Source organism: Alphaproteobacteria bacterium (assembly GCA_040905865.1).
Classification (GTDB): domain Bacteria; phylum Pseudomonadota; class Alphaproteobacteria; order UBA8366.
On record JBBDQU010000053.1, the window covers coordinates 19,331 to 39,410 of the forward strand.

At 60.2% G+C, this 20,080-nt stretch carries 22 protein-coding genes and 1 tRNA gene; 14 read left to right on the forward strand and 9 right to left on the reverse strand.

The genetic code is table 11. The features are described 5' to 3' along the window. Window positions 1-5 precede the first annotated feature (5 nt). Genes WD767_11320 through WD767_11330 form a run of 3 tightly spaced genes read left to right on the forward strand, consistent with a single transcriptional unit; the run spans window position 6 to window position 3,960 of the window. Window positions 6-2,288 (forward strand): NAD-dependent epimerase/dehydratase family protein, encoded by a 2,283-nt coding sequence (locus WD767_11320; protein ID MEX2616677.1) that lies wholly within the window; start codon window positions 6-8, stop codon window positions 2,286-2,288. Window positions 2,289-2,311: 23 nt separating this feature from the next. Then, window positions 2,312-3,379: a GDP-mannose 4,6-dehydratase gene (gene gmd / locus WD767_11325; GenBank protein MEX2616678.1), complete on the forward strand. Its 1,068-nt coding sequence runs from the start codon at window positions 2,312-2,314 to the stop codon at window positions 3,377-3,379. Next, window positions 3,379-3,960 (forward strand): SIS domain-containing protein, encoded by a 582-nt coding sequence (locus WD767_11330; GenBank protein ID MEX2616679.1) that lies wholly within the window; start codon window positions 3,379-3,381, stop codon window positions 3,958-3,960. The genes gmd and WD767_11330 overlap by 1 nt, the downstream gene beginning before the upstream one ends. A gap of 22 nt (window positions 3,961-3,982) precedes the next feature. Here WD767_11330 and map read toward each other — a convergent pair whose 3' ends face one another. Next, a complete protein-coding gene (map, locus tag WD767_11335; GenBank protein MEX2616680.1) occupies window positions 3,983-4,810 on the reverse strand; it encodes a type I methionyl aminopeptidase in 828 nt (275 codons plus the stop codon). 7 nt (window positions 4,811-4,817) lie between these two features. After that, window positions 4,818-5,564 carry a DNA/RNA nuclease SfsA gene (sfsA, locus tag WD767_11340; GenBank protein MEX2616681.1) on the reverse strand — a complete coding sequence of 249 codons (747 nt, stop codon included), beginning with the start codon at window positions 5,562-5,564 and terminating at the stop codon, window positions 4,818-4,820. Window positions 5,565-5,703: 139 nt separating this feature from the next. Here sfsA and WD767_11345 point away from each other — a divergent pair, with 139 nt between their 5' ends. The 11 genes from WD767_11345 (at window position 5,704) to WD767_11395 (ending at window position 15,041) form a co-directional block, all read left to right on the forward strand. Next, window positions 5,704-5,979 (forward strand): FliM/FliN family flagellar motor switch protein, encoded by a 276-nt coding sequence (locus tag WD767_11345; protein MEX2616682.1) that lies wholly within the window; start codon window positions 5,704-5,706, stop codon window positions 5,977-5,979. Window positions 5,980-6,055: 76 nt separating this feature from the next. Continuing rightward, on the forward strand, window positions 6,056-6,823 hold the full coding sequence (locus WD767_11350) for a molybdopterin-binding protein (protein MEX2616683.1): 768 nt from the start codon (window positions 6,056-6,058) through the stop codon (window positions 6,821-6,823). Between the two features lie 75 nt (window positions 6,824-6,898). Continuing rightward, window positions 6,899-6,985, forward strand: a tRNA-Leu gene (locus WD767_11355). A gap of 170 nt (window positions 6,986-7,155) precedes the next feature. Then, entirely contained in the window at window positions 7,156-8,154 is a 999-nt protein-coding gene (locus WD767_11360; protein MEX2616684.1) for an ABC transporter ATP-binding protein, read from the forward strand. Next, window positions 8,148-9,170, forward strand: coding sequence for an ABC transporter ATP-binding protein (locus WD767_11365; protein MEX2616685.1), 1,023 nt, complete (start codon window positions 8,148-8,150; stop codon window positions 9,168-9,170). Before WD767_11360 ends, WD767_11365 begins: the two co-directional genes overlap by 7 nt. 86 nt (window positions 9,171-9,256) lie before the next feature. Further along, window positions 9,257-10,864, forward strand: a complete 1,608-nt coding sequence (locus WD767_11370; protein MEX2616686.1) for an ABC transporter substrate-binding protein — start codon at window positions 9,257-9,259, stop codon at window positions 10,862-10,864. 112 nt (window positions 10,865-10,976) lie between these two features. Continuing rightward, window positions 10,977-11,948, forward strand: a complete 972-nt coding sequence (locus WD767_11375; GenBank protein MEX2616687.1) for an ABC transporter permease — start codon at window positions 10,977-10,979, stop codon at window positions 11,946-11,948. A gap of 9 nt (window positions 11,949-11,957) precedes the next feature. Beyond that, the gene (locus WD767_11380; protein ID MEX2616688.1) at window positions 11,958-12,851 is read left to right on the forward strand and encodes an ABC transporter permease; all 894 of its coding nucleotides are present in this window, start codon (window positions 11,958-11,960) and stop codon (window positions 12,849-12,851) included. A gap of 324 nt (window positions 12,852-13,175) precedes the next feature. Then, window positions 13,176-13,907: a ParA family protein gene (locus tag WD767_11385; GenBank protein ID MEX2616689.1), complete on the forward strand. Its 732-nt coding sequence runs from the start codon at window positions 13,176-13,178 to the stop codon at window positions 13,905-13,907. Next, window positions 13,904-14,392, forward strand: coding sequence for a hypothetical protein (locus tag WD767_11390; GenBank protein ID MEX2616690.1), 489 nt, complete (start codon window positions 13,904-13,906; stop codon window positions 14,390-14,392). The genes WD767_11385 and WD767_11390 overlap by 4 nt, the downstream gene beginning before the upstream one ends. Window positions 14,393-14,399: 7 nt before the next feature. Next, complete coding sequence (locus tag WD767_11395) at window positions 14,400-15,041, forward strand: hypothetical protein (GenBank protein ID MEX2616691.1); 642 nt, start codon at window positions 14,400-14,402, stop codon at window positions 15,039-15,041. 1 nt (window position 15,042) lies between these two features. Here the strand turns inward: WD767_11395 and msrP are convergent, their stop codons facing one another. The 7 genes from msrP to WD767_11430 form a co-directional block, all read right to left on the reverse strand. Further along, on the reverse strand, window positions 15,043-16,035 hold the full coding sequence (msrP, locus tag WD767_11400) for a protein-methionine-sulfoxide reductase catalytic subunit MsrP (GenBank protein ID MEX2616692.1): 993 nt from the start codon (window positions 16,033-16,035) through the stop codon (window positions 15,043-15,045). 37 nt (window positions 16,036-16,072) lie between these two features. Further along, a complete protein-coding gene (locus WD767_11405) occupies window positions 16,073-16,705 on the reverse strand; it encodes an SCO family protein (protein ID MEX2616693.1) in 633 nt (210 codons plus the stop codon). Window positions 16,706-16,708: 3 nt separating this feature from the next. Beyond that, complete coding sequence (locus WD767_11410) at window positions 16,709-17,254, reverse strand: hypothetical protein (GenBank protein MEX2616694.1); 546 nt, start codon at window positions 17,252-17,254, stop codon at window positions 16,709-16,711. 4 nt (window positions 17,255-17,258) lie between these two features. Beyond that, window positions 17,259-17,690, reverse strand: coding sequence for a hypothetical protein (locus WD767_11415; GenBank protein ID MEX2616695.1), 432 nt, complete (start codon window positions 17,688-17,690; stop codon window positions 17,259-17,261). A gap of 77 nt (window positions 17,691-17,767) precedes the next feature. Next, window positions 17,768-18,049 (reverse strand): hypothetical protein, encoded by a 282-nt coding sequence (locus tag WD767_11420; protein MEX2616696.1) that lies wholly within the window; start codon window positions 18,047-18,049, stop codon window positions 17,768-17,770. Between the two features lie 124 nt (window positions 18,050-18,173). Next, window positions 18,174-19,277 carry an ATP-binding protein gene (locus tag WD767_11425; GenBank protein MEX2616697.1) on the reverse strand — a complete coding sequence of 368 codons (1,104 nt, stop codon included), beginning with the start codon at window positions 19,275-19,277 and terminating at the stop codon, window positions 18,174-18,176. After that, the gene (locus WD767_11430) at window positions 19,274-19,981 is read right to left on the reverse strand and encodes a response regulator transcription factor (protein ID MEX2616698.1); all 708 of its coding nucleotides are present in this window, start codon (window positions 19,979-19,981) and stop codon (window positions 19,274-19,276) included. The genes WD767_11425 and WD767_11430 overlap by 4 nt, the downstream gene beginning before the upstream one ends. Window positions 19,982-20,080: the final 99 nt, after the last annotated feature.

Sequence of the window (20,080 nt, forward strand, 5' to 3'; positions counted from 1 at the left end):
ACGGAATGTCCGCGATCGTTCGTCGCCTTGCCCGCATCGCCACAGCTGCGATTATTGCCAAATACCGGTTGCGCAGCGGCCGCGGCTTGCTGTTCCTGATCGCCGCGATATTCGATCCCTATCTCTACGCCCTTACGGTTTACTTCGTGCTGGCCACCGTCTTCAAACTGGATTCAGTCGAACGCTTCCATATCCTTCTCATCGGATTCATGGCGTTTCGCTGGGGCATGTCGTCGCTCCTTGCCTCGGCGAACCTGATCGGGATATTGCGCCGGATGGTGGAGCATTCGACGACCCCGCTGGCCGCCGCCGTCGTCGCCGTCACGGCGCCGCCGGCTTTTGTCTTCTTTCTCGCCGTGACCAGCGCGTTTGTGTTTTCGCTGTTGATGGATTTGCCGCAGCAGTCGCTCGACGCGGCCGGCTGGCTGTTTTTCGTCGTTGCCATTCAGGCGGTATGGACTGTCGCGCTGATCCTGATTCTCGCCTTCCTCAGGGAACGGCGCGTTCTGTCCAGCGATATGCCGGTTGTCGCGGCGGCGAGCCTGCTGTGGATATTGTCGCCGGTCATGTATACCTTCCGCGATATTCCCGAAGGCGCCAGCAAACTGCTGACAAGTTACAATCCGGTATCGCACCTGCTGGCCGCCTACCAGAATGCCTATTGGTACGGCCAGAATATCAGCCTGGAGGTTCTGCCCGTACTGACGGCAGTTGGCGTTGGACTGATCTGGGTTCTGGGCCGGTTTGCGTTTGAGGGCGTGCGCGCTGTGCCGCGCCTGAACACCGCGTCGGCGCCGGCCGGCGGGGTTCACCTTGTTTACGTCGCCGGCGGACGGGGCCCGGCGCCGCCAGCACCGCCCTCCGGCGGGCACCCGTGCGTTTACACGCCGTGGCGGGCCCGTTTCACGGATTTGAAAGGCCGTGACATGGTGAGGTTGCTGGTCGCGAACTGGGACGGGACACGGGCAGAGCGTCGGCGGAGCATCGAACAAATTGCGGAAGTCAGCGCAACGGGACGGTTGTTCGACGACTTTCTGGCAATTTATCCCGATCAGGCGCTCGACCAGCTTGCCTTTGCCGTGGCGATACAGTCGCCGCGGCCCACCGTCGTGCTGGATGGTCTGTTCGATACCCTGCCGACATCGTTCCTCGCAACGGCCTGGCAGCAGGTCCGGCAGGCGGCGGACCGGGGCCGCGCCATGACGGTCATATGCTACCGGCGGCCTTCGGTCCCCGAAACCCTTGAAGGCACGTTCGAAGTACAGGCGACTGGCATGGACACGCAGCATGGCGATATCGGCCCGGCGCTGCCCCATGCGCTTGACCTTGCCGAAAGGGCGGAAAGCCGGGGGGACGCGATAGAACCCGTCGCGGCGACCGGCGATCCGCAAGTTCCTCTACCCTTTACCAGCGTGCTGGTTACGGGCGGGAGCAGCCAGATCGGCCGGTGCGTCTTGCGGCGTCTTGCCGTGGCGGGTGTTTCGGCCTTCGCCGTCGGCCGGAATATACCGCCGGGTCTCCCCGCCGACCGTTTTATCCGGGGCGATCTTACGGAGAAATCGCTGGCATTTCCCGACCGGCTGGATGCCGTGGTCCATATTGCCGGGCTCTGGTACCTGCCCGGGCATATCGACGCGCTGTATGACAGCGGCGTGCGGCGAATCGTTTGCTTCAGCACGACGTCGATTTTCGTCAAGCAGCATTCGTCCGATGCCGGCGAGCGCGACCTGGTCGTCCGCATGGTCAATGCGGAGGCAAGCGTTACGGCGCGTTGCGCCGAACTGGGAATCGCCTGCACGATATTGCGTCCGACCCTTGTCTACGGCTTGGGGATAGACCGCAATATCAGCCGGGCGGCCGCTTTTATCCGGCGATTCCGGTTCTATCCGTTGGCCGGCGAGGCGACGGGACTGCGCCAACCGGTACATGCGGACGATCTGGCTGCCGCCGCGCTGGCCGTGCTCAACGCCCCCGCGGCCGCCGGAAAATGCTATGAAGTCGGCGGCGGCGAGCGATTGGTCTACAGGGAAATGATCGGGCGATTGTTCGATGTCATGGGAATGCCGCGCCGTTTCGTGCCGATTCCGTTCCTGGGGCTTTTCGCGGCGCTGGCCGGATTTGTGCTGCGCCGTCCCGAGGTGACCGGTGAAATGGTGCAGCGCATGCGCCGGGATCTCGTGTGCGACAATGGCCCCGCGATCCGGGATTTCGGCTACGATCCCCGGCCGTTTCTGTCCGCGGGATCTGCCGACCTGCCGAATCTCGGAGACGCGCCGTTGACACCGTAACAAAGGCATAAGACAGTCGCGCCATGACGGATAAAGTAGCATTGATTACGGGCGTTACCGGTCAGGATGGCGCCAGTCTGGCGGAGTTGCTTCTCGCCAAGGGCTATACGGTACACGGCATCAAACGGCGCTCGTCGTCGTTCAATTCCGAACGGGTCGAACATTTGTATGAAGACCCGCATGAAGCGGATGTGCGGTTCTTCCTGCATTACGGCGACATGACGGATGCCACCAACCTGATCCGGATCGTGCAGCAGGTGCAGCCGGACGAAATCTATAACCTTGCCGCGCAGAGCCATGTGCAGGTCAGTTTCGAGACGCCCGAATACACAGCCAATGCGGACGGTTTGGGTCCCCTGCGGCTTCTGGAAGCCATCCGGATCCTGGATATGAAGGACAGGGTGCGGTTCTACCAGGCATCGACTTCGGAACTCTTCGGCAACGCACCGGCGCCGCAGAATGAGGCGACGCCGTTCCACCCGCGCAGCCCCTACGGCGCCGCCAAGCTCTACGCCTACTGGATTACGGTCAATTACCGTGAAGCCTACGGTTTCCATGCATCCAACGGAATCCTGTTCAATCATGAAGGGCCGGTGCGGGGCGAAACATTCGTGACCCGGAAAATCACCCGGGCCGTGGCGGCCATGGAGGCCGGTGTCCAGGAAAAGCTGTTTCTGGGCAATCTGGATGCACGGCGCGACTGGGGCCATGCGCGTGACTATGTCGAAGGGATGTGGCGCATGCTGCAACAGGAAGTCGCGGACGATTACGTTATCGCGACCGGCGAATCCCACACGGTCCGGGAATTCGTGGAAGCGGCATTCCGGATGACCGGCGTGGAAATTGAGTGGCGCGGCACGGGCGTGGACGAAACCGGCGTCGATGCGGCGACAGGGACCGTCCGGGTGCAGATCGATCCCCGCTATTTCCGGCCGACGGAAGTGGATTGCCTGATCGGCGACGCCAGCAAGGCGGAACGGATCCTGGGGTGGCGCGCAACGACCGGGTTCGATGAACTGGTCGCCGATATGGTCCGCGCCGACCGCGCGATATTCGCTTCCGGACAGATGCAGATACGGTATTCCGCATGATCGATTCCGCCGCCTATTTCGATGCGGAGTTCGATGAACATGCCGCGGTCGCCGCCGCGACCCGGCGCACTCTGTCGGCGCCGTTTGCCCGGATGCTCGACATCTGGGTTGCGTCGATTGAAACCGGCAACAAGATCGTTTTCTTCGGCAATGGCGGCAGTGCCGGCGATGCGCAGCACCTCGCGACCGAACTGACGGTCCGCTACAGGAAGGACCGGCCGCCGATTGCCGCAATTGCGTTGACGACCGACACGTCGGCATTGACCGCAATCGGCAACGATCTTGGTTTCGAACAATTGTTCGCGCGCCAGATCGCCGCTCTTTGCCGGCAGGGCGACGTTGCCGTTGCCATATCCACTTCCGGCGCCAGCCCGAACATCATTGCCGCTTTAAAGGAAGCGCGGCGGCTGGGCGTCGTGACAACGGCACTGGGCGGCAAGGGCGGCGGCGACATGGTCGGGCTGGCCGATCCGATACTCATCGTGCCGTCCGATAACACGGCGCGAATTCAGGAAATGCATATAACGCTGGGGCAGATGCTCTGCGGCGCGCTGGAACTGCGGCTCGGGCTTGTTACCTGACGGCGCCGCGGCTCGGAATAACTCAGATATAAGGCGGTGCTGTGTACCCGGCGGGCGACAGGGTGAAAATTTCGCACCCATCGGCGGTGACGCCGATTGTGTGTTCGAACTGGGCGGAGAGCGACCGGTCCTTGGTCACGGCGGTCCAGCCGTCCTGCAGGATTTTCACGTCGTAGCGGCCGGCATTGATCATCGGTTCAATGGTGAAGATCATGCCTTCCTTGAGTTCCATGCCGGTGCCGGGCCTGCCGTAATGCACGACGCTGGGCGGCGCGTGAAAAACGCGGCCCGTGCCATGACCGCAGAAATCGCGGACGATGGAGAAGCGGAAGGGCTCCGCGTAACTCTGGATCGCGTGACCGATATCGCCGAGCGTGGCGCCGGGCCGGACGGCCTCGATCCCGAGCATCAGCGCGTTATAGGTGACCTCGACGAGCTTGCGCGCCTTGACGCTGATCTTGTCGCCGACAAAAAACATCCGGCTGGTGTCGCCATGCCAGCCATCCAGCAGCACGGTAATGTCCAGGTTGACGATGTCGCCTTCTTGAAGCTTCTTGTTATCGTCGGGAATGCCGTGACAGACAACGTGGTTGATGCTGGTGCAGATCGATCTGGGAAAACCGCGATAGTTCAGCGGGGCGGACCGGGCGCCGCGTGCAATGGTGAATTCATGGCAAAGCCGGTCAAGCTCCCCTGTCGTCACGCCGGGGACGACGTAAGGGGTTATATAGTCGATGACTTCCGCCCCCAGCCTGCCCGCCTTCCGCATTGCCGCGAAATCCTCCGGTGTATGGATCACGACGTTTGAATAGTCCGGTTTCCGCACCACTTGCCCCAGTGTTTCGTTCATCGCCTGTCTATATCTCCTGGGGCGCAATTGCGCCCCGCTGTCGTGTCACCACGGGAAGAGGCGACGCCAGTTCAATTCCATCGACCGATACGCGGCAATCGTAACAGATCGCCTCGACACCCTGCGCCATCGCCGCTTCAAGGGCATTTGCATAGGCCGGGTCAATATCCGCCGCAACCCTGAAATGGTCGCAATCGTGCCGGAATACAATATACAGCATGACGGCCCGTCGTCCCGCCGCGATCGTATCGATCAGTTCGGCAAGGTGTTTTGCCCCGCGTTTCGTGACGGAATCGGGGAATTCGGCGGCGGTCGGATCTGCGCCAAGCGGGCGCCGCAGGGTTACGCATTTTATTTCGACGTAACAATCGGGGCGCAACCCGTCTTCGAGCAGAATGTCGATCCGGCTGTTGTTTCCGTAGCGGACCTCGCGCCGCAATGCCGCGTAACCCGAAAGGTCCGGAATTTGCCCGGCTGTGATCGCAGCCGCGGCGACGCCGTTCGGGCGGCCGGTATTGATGCAGACGAGGCCGCCGTCCGCCCGGACCAGTTCCCAGCGCCAGCCCAGCTTCGCCTTCGGATTGGTATTTTGCGACAGCCAGACTTCCGAACCCGGTTCCTGCAGCCCCAGCATTGAGCCGGGGTTCGCGCAATGGGCAACGATGATTTCACCGTTTGCGAGTTCGATATCGGACAGGAAGCGCTTGTAGCGCCGGACCAGCGTGCCGCGGATGAGGGGGGCAGGAAATCGCATTGGCGGCAATCTATGGGCTAAGCCCGCGGCGGGCAACCGGTGCAGTGCGTCGCGACGTATCGCGATGCGCATTGACCCCGGCATGAATCGTAGTAGGTTCACAGGTATTCTAACGCATGAGCCTCTATGGGGAACCGCAATGGCGGAAAAGCCTATGAACCTCAGGGTCGAGCCGGGCGACGGCGCAATCGGGGATGTCGATGTCGAAATTTACGCCGTCCTCGGCCAGTCGACGATGCTGGTCAGCCAGCTTCTGAAAATCGGCCGTGGCGCAATTATCGAACTGGATCAGCGAACCTCCGACCCGGTCGAAATACAGGTCAACCAGCAGGCCATCGCCTATGGCGAGATCATCACTCTGGACGACAAGCTTGGTGTCACGATAACCGAAATCATCAAGAAAAACATTTATTGACGGGTTGTTGCGATGGGATTGTCCCGCGCCGGGTCGCGCGCGCGGATCAAGGCGGCGTTTCGTGGAATGATACACCATGACCGATAAGAAAATTGTCCGTGCGGCGATGGTTGTCATCGGCAATGAGATACTCTCGGGACGGACCCAGGACATCAATCTGCAATACCTTGCGAAGGGTCTGAACGATGTCGGCATCCGCCTGTCCGAGGCGCGGGTGGTGCCGGACGCCGAAGATGCCATTGTCGGCGCCGTCAATGCATTGCGCGCGACCTACGACTACGTCTTCACGACTGGCGGAATCGGTCCGACGCATGACGACATCACGGCGGCCAGTATCGCAAAGGCGTTTGGCGTGGCGCTGATCTGCAATCCGGAGGCGCGGGCCCTGCTGCAGGCGCATTATGACAGGACCGGGCGGGACCTCAACGAAGCGCGGTTGCGGATGGCGAATACGCCGGAAGGGGCGACGCTGATCGCCAATCCGATATCGACCGCGCCGGGGTTCCAGATCGGTAACGTCTATGTAATGGCCGGTGTGCCGGTCGTGATGCAGGCGATGCTGGACGGGCTGAAAAAGCATCTCGTCGGCGGCGAAATGATGCGTTCCCGTACCGTCGGGGGCGAGGTTGGCGAGGGAATCGTCGCCCGTGCGCTGGGGGAATTGCAGGCGGCGTATCCGGCAATCGATATCGGCAGTTATCCCTTTTACCGGCCGGACGGTATCACCGGCACCAATATCGTCATGCGCCATACCGACCCGGCCCTGCTTGATGTGGCCATACAGCAGGCCGCAGAGCTGATCCGGGCGCATGGCGGCGACCCGGTATTTCCCGAAGAGAATTAGACGCCGGACACGGATGACTGCGCACCGCGATTGCTTGCGCTGGCGTCAAGCAATCGGTACCGTCCGCGCCATCGTGCGGGCGTGGCGGAATCGGTAGACGCAGCAGACTTAAAATCTGCTTTCCGAAAGGGAGTGTGGGTTCAAGTCCCGCCGCCCGCACCAATCGCACGTATCAGTTTCAGTCCTGGCGCCCCTGCGTTCGCCGCAGGTGATCAGAACGCAACCCTGAATTCAGACCTTTGCTGATTGACAACGCGGGTGAGGGTATCTAGCGTTCCTGCAAGTACCGCTCGTTAAATGAAGTGGACTTAATATTTGAACAGGGAGTTGTCGTGGCTGCGCTACTAGAGATTCTCGACCTGAAAACCGAATTTGCCACCTCTGCGGGAACCGTAAAGGCCGTAGACGGGATCACGTATAACGTCGAGGAAGGCGAGACGGTTGCCATCGTCGGCGAGTCCGGATGCGGAAAATCGGTCAGCGCGCTGTCCATTCTGCGCCTGATTCCGGATCCGCCGGGCAAGATCGTCGGCGGCAGCATCAAATTCATGGGCAACGAGCTTTTGACCATGAGCGATGTGGAAATCCGCAAGATACGCGGCAACCAGATCGGGATGGTTTTCCAGGAACCGATGACGTCGCTCAACCCGGTACTGACGATCGGCCGTCAGTTGACCGAAACGGTTGAGCACCACATCGGCGTCGATCATGAAAAAGCCATGGACCGGGCGCGCGAACTGCTGCGCCTGGTTGGAATTTCCGATGCGGACCGGCGGCTGGAACAGTATCCGCACCATCTTTCGGGCGGCATGCGTCAGCGGGTCATGATCGCCATGGCCCTGGCGTGCGAGCCGAAGCTGATCATCGCCGATGAACCGACTACGGCGCTGGATGTCACGATCCAGGCGCAGATTCTGGAGCTGATGAAAAGCCTGACGGAGCGTCTCGGCGTTGCCCTCGTCATCATCACGCACAACCTCGGTGTGGTCGCGCGATACGCCAACCGGGTGAATGTGATGTATGCGGGAAAAATCATCGAGCGCGGCGCCGCCACCGAAATCTACCACGCCCCCCGGCATCCCTATACGCTCGGCCTGTTACGGTCCGTGCCGCGCCTGGACCAGGCTCGGGGCTCGCGACTGATCCCCATCGACGGGCAGCCGCCGGATCTGACGCGCCTGGATGGCGGTTGCGCCTTCCGGCCGCGCTGTGTTTTTGCCATTGACCGTTGCGCCGGGGAAATTCCGCCGCTGGAGGATGTCGGCGACGGTCATCTCGTCGCCTGCTGGCAGCAGGGAGTTGTTGGGCAATCCATGAGGAAGGCATCGTGAGCATAGCCGAATCAGACGCCCCGGCGGCATCGGCGGAACTGGGCGAAACGCTGCTTCAGGTCAGGGACCTGAAGAAATACTTCCCTATCAACGAGGGAATTCTCATCAAGCGCACCGTCGCCAATGTAAAGGCGGTCGACGGAATCAGTTTCGACGTGCGAAGAGGCGAGACACTGGGCCTGGTCGGCGAATCCGGCTGCGGCAAATCCACGACCGGGCGCTGTATCCTGCAGCTGGAACGGCCGACCGCCGGCCATATCCTGTATGACGGTGTCGATCTCGCGACGATCAGCGGCGCCGCGTTGAGCAAGATGCGCGAACGCATCCAGGTCATCTTCCAGGACCCCTTTTCCTCGCTCAATCCGCGGATGAAAATCGGGCAGATCATCGCCGAGCCCATGCATGTGCACGGAATTGAACCGGATGAGGGCAAGCGCAACGCGCGCGTGGCGGAACTGCTCAGCGTCTGCGGCCTCAATCCGCGCATGGCGGATCGTTATCCCCATGAAATGAGCGGCGGACAGCGCCAGCGGGTTGGTATCGCCCGCGCTCTTTCGATGCGACCGGAATTCATCGTCTGCGACGAAGCGGTTTCCGCCCTCGATGTTTCGATCCAGGCGCAGGTGATCAACCTGCTGGAGGATCTGCGTGAACAGTTCAATCTGACTTATCTGTTCATTGCCCATGACCTGAGTGTGGTTCGGCACCTGTGTCACCGCGTGGCCGTCATGTATCTCGGCCGGATTGTCGAATTGGCCGATGCCGATGAATTGTTTGACAATCCATTGCATCCTTACACTCAGGCGCTGCTCTCCGCTGTACCTGTGCCTGACCCGACCGTAGAAGCCGGGCGTGTGCACAAGGTGGTGAAGGGGGAGGTGCCGAGCCCGATCAATCCACCGTCAGGGTGCGTTTTTCACCCGCGTTGTGAAATGGCTGTGGACAGATGCAGCGTCAAAATACCGGAACTACGTGAACTGAAACCCGGGCACTGGGTGGCCTGTACGGAGGTTTGACGGTTACGCGACACGATAAACAAGAAACATAATATCCGTTCAGGGAAGGCTTATGGTCCATATTTTTGGGAGAAGGAGATGGAACAGTGAAACGCGTTACAAGAAGTATCATGGCGCTTGGAACAGGCGCGGCGATGGGACTGGCGGCGCTTGGCGCCTCGGCAGCCGACACACCAAAATCCGGCGGTATCCTCAATATTGTCGTACCGAGTAATCCGCCATCCTATGACGCCCATCAGGAAACGACCTTCGGCGTCATCCATCCGCTCGCGCCGGTCTACAGTCTGCTGATCCGGGTTGATCCGGATAACCCGCAGTCGTCGGATTTCGTCTGCGACCTTTGCGTTGGCGGCGTACCGGCGCCGACAGAAGACGGCACGCTTTATACCTTCAAAATTCGTCAGGGCGTAAAATTTCATGATGGTACGCCGCTGACGTCCGCGGACGTCAAGGCAAGCTGGGACAAGATCATTTTCCCGCCGGAAGGCGTGCCGAGCTCCCGCAAGGCGTTTTACGCCATGGTGGATTCCATTAACGCGCCGGATGCGGAAACGGTGACCTTCAAATTGAAATACCCGTCACCGGCCTTCCTGCCGGCTCTTGGCGATCCTTTTGCCTGGATTTATTCCAAGAAGGACCTCGATGAACACGGCTATTCCTGGCACAAGACAAACGTCAACGGTTCCGGTCCGTTCATCTTCGTTTCACACGAAGCCGGTTCTTCAATCGAAGGCAAGAAAAACCCGAATTATTATGTTGAAGGACGGCCTTATCTGGACGGGTATAGAGCCATCATTGCACCGAAGATGGCGCTTCGCCTGCAGGCCATCCGTGCCGACCAGGCCGCGATCGAGTTTCGCGGATTTCCGCCGAAAGCCCGCGATGATCTTGTGAAAGCCCTTGGCGACAAGATCACGGTGCAGGAAAGCGACTGGAACTGCGGCAACATGGTGGTGTTCAACACCAAGATGCCGCCGTTCGACGATGCCCGTGTCCGCCGCGCGCTGACGCTGGCCATCGACCGTTGGGGCGGTTCGGAGTACCTGTCGCAAATTGCGATCGTGAAGACGGTCGGCGGAATCGTGTTCCCGGGACACGAACTGGCGGCGACGAAGGAAGAACTTCAGCAAATCGCCGGTTTCTGGCCGGATATCAAGGAATCGCGGGCGGAAGCCAGGCGCCTCCTGAAGGAAGCCGGACACGAGAACCTGAAATTCGACCTGCACAACCGTGCCGTCGACCAGCCTTACAAGATCGTTGGAACCTGGCTGATCGATCAGTGGAAGCAGATCGGGGTCGATGTGACGCAAAAGGCGGTGCCGACGGCGCAGTGGTATGACAAATACCGCAAGACGAGAGACTTCCAGGTCGGTCTGGACGCAAACTGCCAGTCTGTCGTCAATCCGACGGCGGATATCGCGAAGGTCCTTTGCGGGTCCACGAACAATTACTCTCAGTGTGAAGACGAGGAGGTCGTGGATCTCTTCAACAAGATGAGCAAAGAGGGTGACATGGCAAAAGTGCGCACAATGATGCGTCGCTATGAAAAGATTGTCATGGATGAGCAGGCCTATATGGGCCACGCGCTGTGGTGGTACAAGATCAACCCGCACCAGTCCTACGTCAAGGGCTGGAAGATCGCGCCGAGCCACTACCTGAACCAGCAACTCGATAACGTCTGGCTGGACAGGTAGAGGCCGCGTTCACCGTAATCCGAAGCCCCCGTCATGCGCCCGATGGTGCATGACGGGCGGCTGAGGCTTTCGGAAAATTTTGCCGCGCAATCCGACAGGGCATGGCTGGAAGATGTACAAATATATCATAAATCGCGTTCTTTTGATGATTCCGACGCTTCTTGGCGCAGCGGTGCTCGTGTTCTTCGTGCTGCGACTGGCGCCGGGCGATGTCTGCGAGATGCGCATGGCCGGGACAGGGCTTTTTGCCGATCCGGAGGCCATTGCCATTTGCCAGGAAAACCTTGGCCTGAATGACTCCAAACTTGTGCAGTTCGGCCGTTTTGTCGGCGGGTATTTCACTTTCGACCTTGGTATCTCCATGTGGACAGCCAGGCCGATAACGGAAGAGATCGGCCTTCGGTTCCAACTGTCGCTGCAACTGGCGATCATGGCGACAATATTATCCATAATCATCGCCATCCCGCTGGGGACTCTATCCGCGGTCAAACAGAATACCTGGATTGACTATGTGGTCCGGAGTTTTTCCATTGCCGGGATTGCGATGCCGTCGTTCTGGCTGGGCATCCTGATTATCCTGGGCCTCCTGATTACGACACAGGTCTGGTTCGGCGCGCCCTGGATGCCGCCGATCACCTATGTTTCGCCGCTCGAAGACCCGTTGGGGAACCTCGCGCAGTTGATCTGGCCGGCAATGGCGACCGGGTACCGGTATGCGGCGGTGTCCACCCGCATGACCCGTTCGGCCCTGCTAGAGGTGCTGCGTGAAGATTACGTTCGGACGGCGCGCGCCAAGGGCCTTCTGGAAAAAGTGATCATCAACCGCCACGCGCTCAAGAACGCGCTGCTGCCGGTTGTCACCATCATCGGCATCGAATTTGCCTTCCTGATGGGCGGGCTCGTGGTGACGGAGCAGGTCTTCAATCTCAACGGCCTCGGTAAGCTGTTCGTCGAGTCGGTGCTGAACCATGACTACAACATGACGCAGCAACTGGTCATGCTGGTCGCGCTGATCTTCATTCTCACCAATTTTTTCGTGGATCTCCTGTATGCCTGGCTCGATCCGCGAATTCGCTACGCTTGAGGTGCGCCCATGACCGTAACTACCGGTGACGACAGTGGTCTTGAAGACGTCGGGCGCAGTGCGACGCTCAAGTCTCTTGCAGGGTTCTGCCGCAATCATCCCTTGGGCGCCGCAGGAGCGTTCATCGTATTGCTGATCATCCTTTCCGCGATTTTTGCGGAGGCCATCACCGTTTACGATCCGGAAGAAATCAGCTTTGAAGCGATGCTGGAGGCGCCGTCCCTGGCCCATCCATTGGGTACGGATAACTACGGTCGCGACATCCTGACCCGGATCATCTATGGCGCACGGACGGCGCTGGTGGTCGGTTTCGTCGCCGCCTTTGTCGGCTCTTTCATCGGGCTCGTGCTGGGTGTCGCCAGCGCCTATTTCGGCGGATATTTCGACCTTATTTTCCAGCGTGTCATGGATGTCTTCCTGGCGTTTCCGCTGATCATCCTGGCCCTCGCCGTGGTCGCGGTGCTGGGAACGGGGACCGAAAATGTAATTGTCGCCATTACCATTCCGTTTATCCCGCAATGCGCCCGCGTTGTGCGCTCGAATGCGCTGGCGATCCGGGAAATTCCCTATGTGGACGCGGCGCGCGCCTGCGGCTTTTCGGATACCCGGATCATCCTGCGGCACATGGTGCCGAACGTCATGGCGCCCTTTCTGATCATGATCACCGCCTTTGTCGGCCAGGCGATCCTGCTGGAAGCCTCGCTGTCCTATCTCGGTCTCGGCGTACAGGAACCCGAGGCGGCCTGGGGACTCATGCTTCAGGGCGGTGCGGAAGAATATGCCGAAAGTGCGCCCTGGGTTGCGATTTTCCCGGGCCTGGCCATCACTCTGGCGGTTTTTGCCTTCAACCTCTACGGCGACGCCCTGCGCGACGTGCTGGATCCGAAGATGCGCGCCCGATAACATACCCGATCCCGTCGGAAAGGCCGCCGCACCGGATATGTGCGGCGGCCTTTTTTCGTTTCCTGTCCGGAATTCGTATGGGGTGTGGATTTCATAAAGTAATTAAAATTTTAAATAAAGTAAAATAAAATAATATGACAAAAAATATCAATTAATATTAAATAAAAAATTATTGATTATCAATAAAGATAAACGATACTCCAAGTTTATTGGCCGGGGCCGGATCATTCGTGGTTTGGTTCGCGCCGTGACTTGTCGGTTGATTGTGCGCCGACCGGTTTGACGCGTTTTGCGGCAAGCTGTGACGACGAGGAGACACAGACAATGTTGGTGATGGCAGTAGCATCCCGTAAGGGAGGGTCCGGCAAGACAACCCTGGCAGGGCATCTTGCGGTGCAGGCGGAACGCGCCGGATTCGGCCCGATTGCATTGGTCGATACGGATCCCCAGGGCAGCCTTTCGGACTGGTGGAACGAACGCAAGGCGGAAACCCCGGTTTTCGCGCGGACAATCATTGCGCAACTGCCGCGCGATATCGAACGCATGAAACGTCTGGGCATACGCCTGCTGATCGTCGATACGCCGCCGGCGATCACCCTGACGATTGCCCATGTGATCAAGGTATCCGATCTGGTCGTGATCCCGACCCGGCCAAGCCCCCATGACCTGCGGGCCGCGGGCGCCACAATCGAACTGGCGGAACGCATGGGCAAGCCGATGATTTTTGTGATCAATGGCGCGACGCCGCGGGCGCGCATTACCTCCCAGGCCGTCATCGCACTGTCACAGCATGGCACGCTGGCGCCGTCGATCATCCATCAGCGCACGGATTTTGCGTCAAGCATGATCGACGGACGGACGGTAATGGAGCTTCCCCGCAAATCCCGGTCGGCGGCGGAAATCGAAAACCTCTGGATGTATATGGAAAGCCGGCTGATCCGCGACGATATGACGATGCGCCAGAATATCCTGCAACGGGTTGCGTCGCCGCCGGCTTCCTATGGGATTCGGTCCGTTACCGGGGACCGCCATCTTGAAGGGGAGACGGTTCGATGAGCGGATATGAAGCCATTGCCCCGCTGACGGGCACCCTGCTGTCCAGCAAGGGCGCCGCCGCGCCCAGCAATTCCGTTGCCTCCCTGATGGACGACTTTGCCGTAGAGGCGCTCGCCACCGCGCGGCCGTCGATGCGCCCGGCGTTGTCGCCGCGTGGCGAATCGGCGAAACCGCAGCAGGCTGGTACGGGTGCATACAGAAACGGGTCCAGAGTCACACCCCAACCGGTCCCCAAGGCAGTTAAGGGGGCGGCGCAGGAGCGTATCAAGCTGTCGCTGCGACTGGACGCAGAGCAGCACCTTCGCCTGAAGCTGGCGGCGGCGCATCTTCGGCTTAGCAGCCAGGCCCTGCTCATGACGGCGCTTGACGATTATCTGGCCAATGCCGCCGTCGATATCCGCGATGGCCAATGCGCTTGCCTGATGTCCGGCGCACTGGATCCTACGGCGCCATGTCGCGGAAAACGGTGCGGCAATGCCGGGTGAGCCGGAGATGAAACCGGACACCGCCTGCGGTCAGGAAGCCGCGTCGCTTTCCGATATGGGGTTGCGACGGCCATCCCTTTCGTCTCGTGGGAAAGATGGGGATATCACGGCGATGCTTGCGGCGATGCCGGCGGCGCCGGAGGTCCTGTCGGATTTCGATGGAATCGAACCGGTAACCGGGCTGGAAATGCGCGATGTCACGCCCCGGCCATCGGGACCGGCGGATGTCGTGAAGTGGTGGAACGGGCTTCGGCAATCCTGCCCGATGCCATCGCGCTCGCAGTTGACGGCGTCTGAACTGGCGTCGCGCTGGCCAAATCTTGTGCTGTTCCGCTGTGGAAATCTGCCCGGCCGGTTTCAGCCGGACTCAACTTTTGCAACCGCGTTACGCGCCAACAGGGACGGGCGCGATACCGGCCTGTCGGGCAGCCCGGAATTTACGGCAATGCTGTCACGATGGATGATCCGCCTGGCCAACAAGGCCCTGGCGGCCGGCGCGCCGGTACAGGAGGATTCCCATTTCGATACCGCCGACGGCAGAATCGGATTTACGCTGGTTGCCCTGCCATTCGGCGAGGACAGCCAGCCGGACCACATTCTCTGTCACGTACAGCAGGACACATCGGCGGAACGACCCGGACGGCGGTAAACTACATAAAAAGTTTTTCGTTTGTCATGCCGCTGTAAAGGCCGGCAACGAATTCCTCATAGCCGTTATAAAGCCGGGTCGGAACGCGGTCATCGAGGCCGAGGACGCGCTCCGTTGCCTGGCTCCAGCGCGGATGCGATACCTGCGGGTTCACATTGGCCCAGAATCCGTATTCGCGCGACTGTATCCCCTGCCAGAAGGTTACGGGCCGCTTGTCGGTAAATTCGATGCGGACAATGCCCTTGGCTGATTTGAAGCCGTATTTCCAGGGCAGGGTCAGGCGGAACGGCGTGCCGTTCTGTTTCAGCATTGGCTTGCCATAGGCGCCGGTCGCCATATAGGCCAGTTCGTTGGTCGCTTCCTCAATGGTCAATCCCTCGGTATAGGGCCAGGGATACCAGGAGGACTTCTGTCCCGGCGCCACCTTGGGATTTTCGAAACTGGTGAATTTCAGATATTTGGCGGAGGAGAGCGGCTGCGCCATGTCGACCAGCGCCTTCAGGGGAAAGCCGCTCCACGGTACGTCCATCGACCAGGCCTCGACGCAACGATGCCGGTACAGCCTTTCGTCCAGCGGCATCTTCGCCAGCAGTTCGTCGACGCCGATGGTTACGGGCTTTTCGACCATCCCGTCGAGCGTCAGCGTCCAAGGCCGCAGGGGAAGCGCCTGCGCCTTGTCCCACACCGATTTGGACGAGCCGAATTCGTAATAATTGTTGTAGGTCGTGACCAGCCGTTCTTCGGTGATCGGACGGTCCAGCGTATAGGCCGGATTGCGCGCAACAGGGTATAGCGGTGCGCTGGGATCCGGTTCCGGCGGCTTGCGCGTCACGATCGACGGCGTCTCGTCACATCCGGCTATCAGCGGCGAAATCGCCGCCATGATCGAACCGGCGGCAATGCCTTTAGCCAGGTTGCGCCGGCCCTGGAACAGGTCTTCAGGCGTCGCGGTCGATTCAGGTTTCGTCCAGCCGCGCGGTATCTTGATCAGCATCATGTGCCTCCTGTGTTGCGGCGCCCGGGAAGCCGGTTCAGTTAATATGGCGCCGCAGTATTTCGGCCATCTGGTCCGCGCCCAGAACGGGCGGTATCAGGGTCGCAAATTTTCCGTCCGGTCGCATCAGGTAAATGAAAGAGCCATGCGCGTAGATCGGGTTGCCGTCGCCGTCCCGGGAAACCTGAGAGGATTCGACCTGATAGGCCTGCATCGTTTTTTGAACCTGCTTCGGCGTTCCCGTCAGGCCGAGCAGTCTTGGATGCACCTTTGGCATCTGTTGGGCCAATGCTCCAGGCGTGTCGTTTTCCGGATCCACCGTGATCAGGACGGGTTGCACCCTGCCAGCGGACGCGCCCAGCGCATCCAGCGCGGCCGTCATGTGTTGCAGGCCAACCGGGCAGATTGACTGGCAATCGGCATAACCGAAAAAGACCAGCAGGAAAGAGCCATGAAAATCCGCATCGGTTCGCTGCGTGCCGTGATGGTCCGTCAGAGTGAACGGGCCGCCGATGTTGTCGAATGGCATGGCGCCCGGAGGTTTCGCTGCGAGGCCGGTCTGTGCCGTTACCTTGGCGGTCGCCGGAGCATGCAGCGAAGGATCATGCGTTGCCGCCGGTTCGGCGGAAAGCAGAAAGCCGGCTGCAAGGAGGGCATGTCGAAGTTTCATGGCCTATTGTTTCGCCTCATACGCCTTGTCCGCCGCCAGGCCGAGGCCCAGCTTGCCGTTCGCCGCAAGTTCCGCTTTGATTCTCGGGTCGTGCAGATACCATTCCTCGACCATATCGCTTTTGGGACCGATGCCATTCTCAGCGGCCCATTTTGGCAGAAACCGGTTCGCGCGGCGCCAGGGGCCGTCCGGCGCCTTGCGCACGAACTGCAGTGCAAAAATCGTATGGCCCCTATTGGTGGTCAGCAGTCCATCCGCGATGACCGTTGCATTGCAGAAATCGATCAGTTCCGCGGCGGCGCCGGCAAAGATTACCGAGTTTTTCGACGGCAGAACCAACTTGCCGGTGCTGTCCAGCAGGCCAAGCTGGCGCTTGCCTTCGCCGCAGGCTTTCGGGCAGTCGCCGGTCAATTCGCACAGGATGTCGACCACCTTGGCCTCGAAGCGCGTGATTTTTTCGTTAGGCAGTCCCCATTCCTCGGCGGCCTGTACCTGTCCGTTCAGTACGAAGGCGACCGCAAGAGCCGTCAGCAATGTTCTGTATGTCATGGCGTCAGTTCCCGAAAGGCTGGATGCCGTATTCTTCATGGGTCTCTTTTACGATGCCGGAATCGTCCACAACCTTGTTGACGACCAGATAGCGGATCCCGTCGCGTTCGTAGACATCGCCATCAACCGTCACCTTGTGGGTCTGGATTTTCAGGATTGCCGGATTGGCGACGCTCGTCGCGTTCCCTTCGAGCTTCAGCACCATATAGACTTGGCCGTCCTCCCCCAGGACTCCGACCGGTATGCCGCCGGCCGCACACCACAGCGCGCATTGATGATGCGCCGTGCCTTCCGCGAACATGATTTCCGTAATGTAACACCAGCTGTCGATGACCTCGCCGGTGATCGATACACGCTTCCCCGTGGCCGCATTTGCCGGGGCGGCCATCGCAGCGGCGAGAAGCGCTGCGATGGCGAATAATACGCCCTTTTTCATGTCAGGTTCTCCCTGTTGGGTTCCCGATTATGGTGCGCCAATTCGAGTCCCGGAAAAAAGACGCTCCCCGAAAATGGTTACTTCCTGGCCGCGCAGGGATTGCAGCCTTTTTTTGCGGCGCAGGGATTGCAGCCCTTTGCGGCGCAGGGGTTCTTCGCGCTACAGGGATTGCAGCCCTTCTTCGCGGCGCAGGGATTGCATCCCTTTTTGGCGGAACAGGGATTGCAGGCGGCGAGTTGCACCGGGGCGGTACCGGGCTGGGCTGCCGCTGCGGGAAGCGCCGCTGCACTGGCCAGAACCGCCGCCGCGCCGACCGCCGCCATGGAACGTTTGAAACGAAGATTTGTCTTGGTGGACATGTGCCTCTCCTTAACATTGACCTGCCGGCGGAATGCCGTACCGGTTGACGTCGGGCCGCAACTGTTTCAAGGCGGCCGCAAGGTTAAAGATGGCGCAGGGATGTAAGGCGCAAATAAAGAAACATTAAAGATTTTGTAAAGATTTGGGTCCGGTTGAGGGACCGTTGTCCGGAATAGCGACTGTGAAGGTAATTTCCGTTTCGTTCACGGCCACCGAGGCCTTTCCGCCATGGGCTTCGGTGAGTTGCCTGACGATGGACAGGCCGATGCCGGCGCCGCCGGTATCGCGGGACCGGGAGGGATCAAGCCGGTGGAAGCGTTCGAAGATCGCCGGCAGGTCGGCTTCGGAAATGCCGTTGCAGGTATTGGTGAAGCGCAGCTGTACCGACCCGTTTTCGTGCGTTGTTCCAACATGGAAATGGCCGCCGTCGGGCGTGTATTGCGAGGCGTTCTGCACCAGGTTGCTAAGCACCTGAAGAACCTTATCCCGGTCACCGTTCATGTGTCGCGCATCCCTGTCCAGATCGACGTCGACGGTAATATTCCGGGCGCTGAATTCGTGCCGGTTGAGCGTCAGGACACGGTCAATGAATTCCGCCAGGTCTATGGGTTCACGACGAATATAGGCGCGCGCCGCATCGGCGTGGGTCAACTGGTTCAGGTCCTGCACCAGACGGACCAGCCGCATGATCTCGTCCTGCAGAATATCGTAGGTTTCCTTTGACGGCGTCACGACGCCATCGGCGAGCGCCTCCAGATAGCCCCGGATATTGGTCAGTGGCGTGCGCAGTTCATGGGCGAAGTCGGCAACCATCGTGCGCCGCAGTCCTTCGAGCTTTTCCAGGCTGTCGGCCATCTGGTTGAATGCGGCGGCCAGTTCGCCGATTTCGTCGGACGGGCCAATCGGCGTGCGTGCGGTGTAGTCGCCGGCGGCAAGACGCCGGGTTGCCTCGGCCATTTCGGAGAACGGCTTCAGCACCCGCCGGGTCAGCAGCGCACTGAGAATAAAGGCAAGCACAAGGCCGATCACCGCCGCCTTGATGAAGTAGCGATGGACCGCGTCGAGGAACATCTGATGCGTGTCCTCGGGTTCGATATTGTACTGCTTCATCAGCATGGTGAAATAGTCGGCGGCGAGCAGGTCGATTGCCATCCACAGCACCGCGATCACGACACAGATGATCGGCAGGTTTATGGCGAGCAGTTTCCATAACAGGCGCTGCTTCATCGGCCGATTTTCCGGTCGGCGAAGCGGTAACCGATGCCATGGACGGTTTCCACATAACGCGGTTGCGATGCATCGGGCTCGATCTTGCGGCGCAACTTGCCGATATGGACGTCGACAACCCGGTCAACGACGGATTCACCGTGCTCGTAGAGACTGCCGAGCAGGTCGCTGCGCGAATAGGCCCGGCCCGGCGACTTCATCAGCGTGAACAACAGGGTATATTCCGACGGCGTCAGCGCCACCGCCGTGCCGTCCATGGCGACGGTCCGTTTTTCCGGATCGAGCGTCAGCGCGCCATGCCGCAATATTTTCGATCCGGCCGGGACGGTCTGTTCACCCGTCCGGCGCAGGATAGCCTTGACCCGTTCGGTCAGTTCGCGGGGACTGAACGGCTTCACGACATAGTCGTCGGCCCCCATCGACAGCCCGACAACCCGGTCCATTTCCTCCGCCCGCGCCGTCAGCATCAGGATCGGAACATTCGATTCCCGGCGCAGCGCCCGACAGATCTCCCAGCCGTCGATCCCCGGCAGCATCACGTCGAGGATGACGAGACGCGGACCTCGGCTGGTGGCGAGCCAAAGACCTTCATTGCCGTCATGGGCGACAAGCGTATCGTAGCCGGAACGGTTGAGATAGCGCCGGACAAGGTCCGCGATATTGCGGTCGTCTTCGATTATGAGGATCGGCGCGGCGTCTGCCATATCCGGTACTTTCACTCCATGCATGGCGGGAGGCGGTCACTCCTTTAACACGGGGGCGTGGGGACCGAAAGCGCTTGTCGCATCGCCTCGCGGCAAGCA

What these genes read in the sequence shown, in the direction of transcription:
- WD767_11320 (MEX2616677.1), top strand. Translation starts at nt 6, where the DNA reads ATGTCCGCGATCGTTCGTCGCCTTGCCCGCATCGCCACAGCTGCGATT.
- gmd (MEX2616678.1), top strand. Translation starts at nt 2,312, where the DNA reads ATGACGGATAAAGTAGCATTGATTACGGGCGTTACCGGTCAGGATGGC.
- map (MEX2616680.1), bottom strand. Translation starts at nt 4,810, where the DNA reads ATGAACGAAACACTGGGGCAAGTGGTGCGGAAACCGGACTATTCAAAC.
- sfsA (MEX2616681.1), bottom strand. Translation starts at nt 5,564, where the DNA reads ATGCGATTTCCTGCCCCCCTCATCCGCGGCACGCTGGTCCGGCGCTAC.
- WD767_11345 (MEX2616682.1), top strand. Translation starts at nt 5,704, where the DNA reads ATGGCGGAAAAGCCTATGAACCTCAGGGTCGAGCCGGGCGACGGCGCA.
- WD767_11350 (MEX2616683.1), top strand. Translation starts at nt 6,056, where the DNA reads ATGACCGATAAGAAAATTGTCCGTGCGGCGATGGTTGTCATCGGCAAT.
- WD767_11375 (MEX2616687.1), top strand. Translation starts at nt 10,977, where the DNA reads ATGTACAAATATATCATAAATCGCGTTCTTTTGATGATTCCGACGCTT.
- WD767_11380 (MEX2616688.1), top strand. Translation starts at nt 11,958, where the DNA reads ATGACCGTAACTACCGGTGACGACAGTGGTCTTGAAGACGTCGGGCGC.
- WD767_11385 (MEX2616689.1), top strand. Translation starts at nt 13,176, where the DNA reads ATGTTGGTGATGGCAGTAGCATCCCGTAAGGGAGGGTCCGGCAAGACA.
- WD767_11390 (MEX2616690.1), top strand. Translation starts at nt 13,904, where the DNA reads ATGAGCGGATATGAAGCCATTGCCCCGCTGACGGGCACCCTGCTGTCC.
- WD767_11395 (MEX2616691.1), top strand. Translation starts at nt 14,400, where the DNA reads ATGAAACCGGACACCGCCTGCGGTCAGGAAGCCGCGTCGCTTTCCGAT.
- msrP (MEX2616692.1), bottom strand. Translation starts at nt 16,035, where the DNA reads ATGCTGATCAAGATACCGCGCGGCTGGACGAAACCTGAATCGACCGCG.
- WD767_11405 (MEX2616693.1), bottom strand. Translation starts at nt 16,705, where the DNA reads ATGAAACTTCGACATGCCCTCCTTGCAGCCGGCTTTCTGCTTTCCGCC.
- WD767_11410 (MEX2616694.1), bottom strand. Translation starts at nt 17,254, where the DNA reads ATGACATACAGAACATTGCTGACGGCTCTTGCGGTCGCCTTCGTACTG.
- WD767_11415 (MEX2616695.1), bottom strand. Translation starts at nt 17,690, where the DNA reads ATGAAAAAGGGCGTATTATTCGCCATCGCAGCGCTTCTCGCCGCTGCG.
- WD767_11420 (MEX2616696.1), bottom strand. Translation starts at nt 18,049, where the DNA reads ATGTCCACCAAGACAAATCTTCGTTTCAAACGTTCCATGGCGGCGGTC.
- WD767_11425 (MEX2616697.1), bottom strand. Translation starts at nt 19,277, where the DNA reads ATGAAGCAGCGCCTGTTATGGAAACTGCTCGCCATAAACCTGCCGATC.
- WD767_11430 (MEX2616698.1), bottom strand. Translation starts at nt 19,981, where the DNA reads ATGGCAGACGCCGCGCCGATCCTCATAATCGAAGACGACCGCAATATC.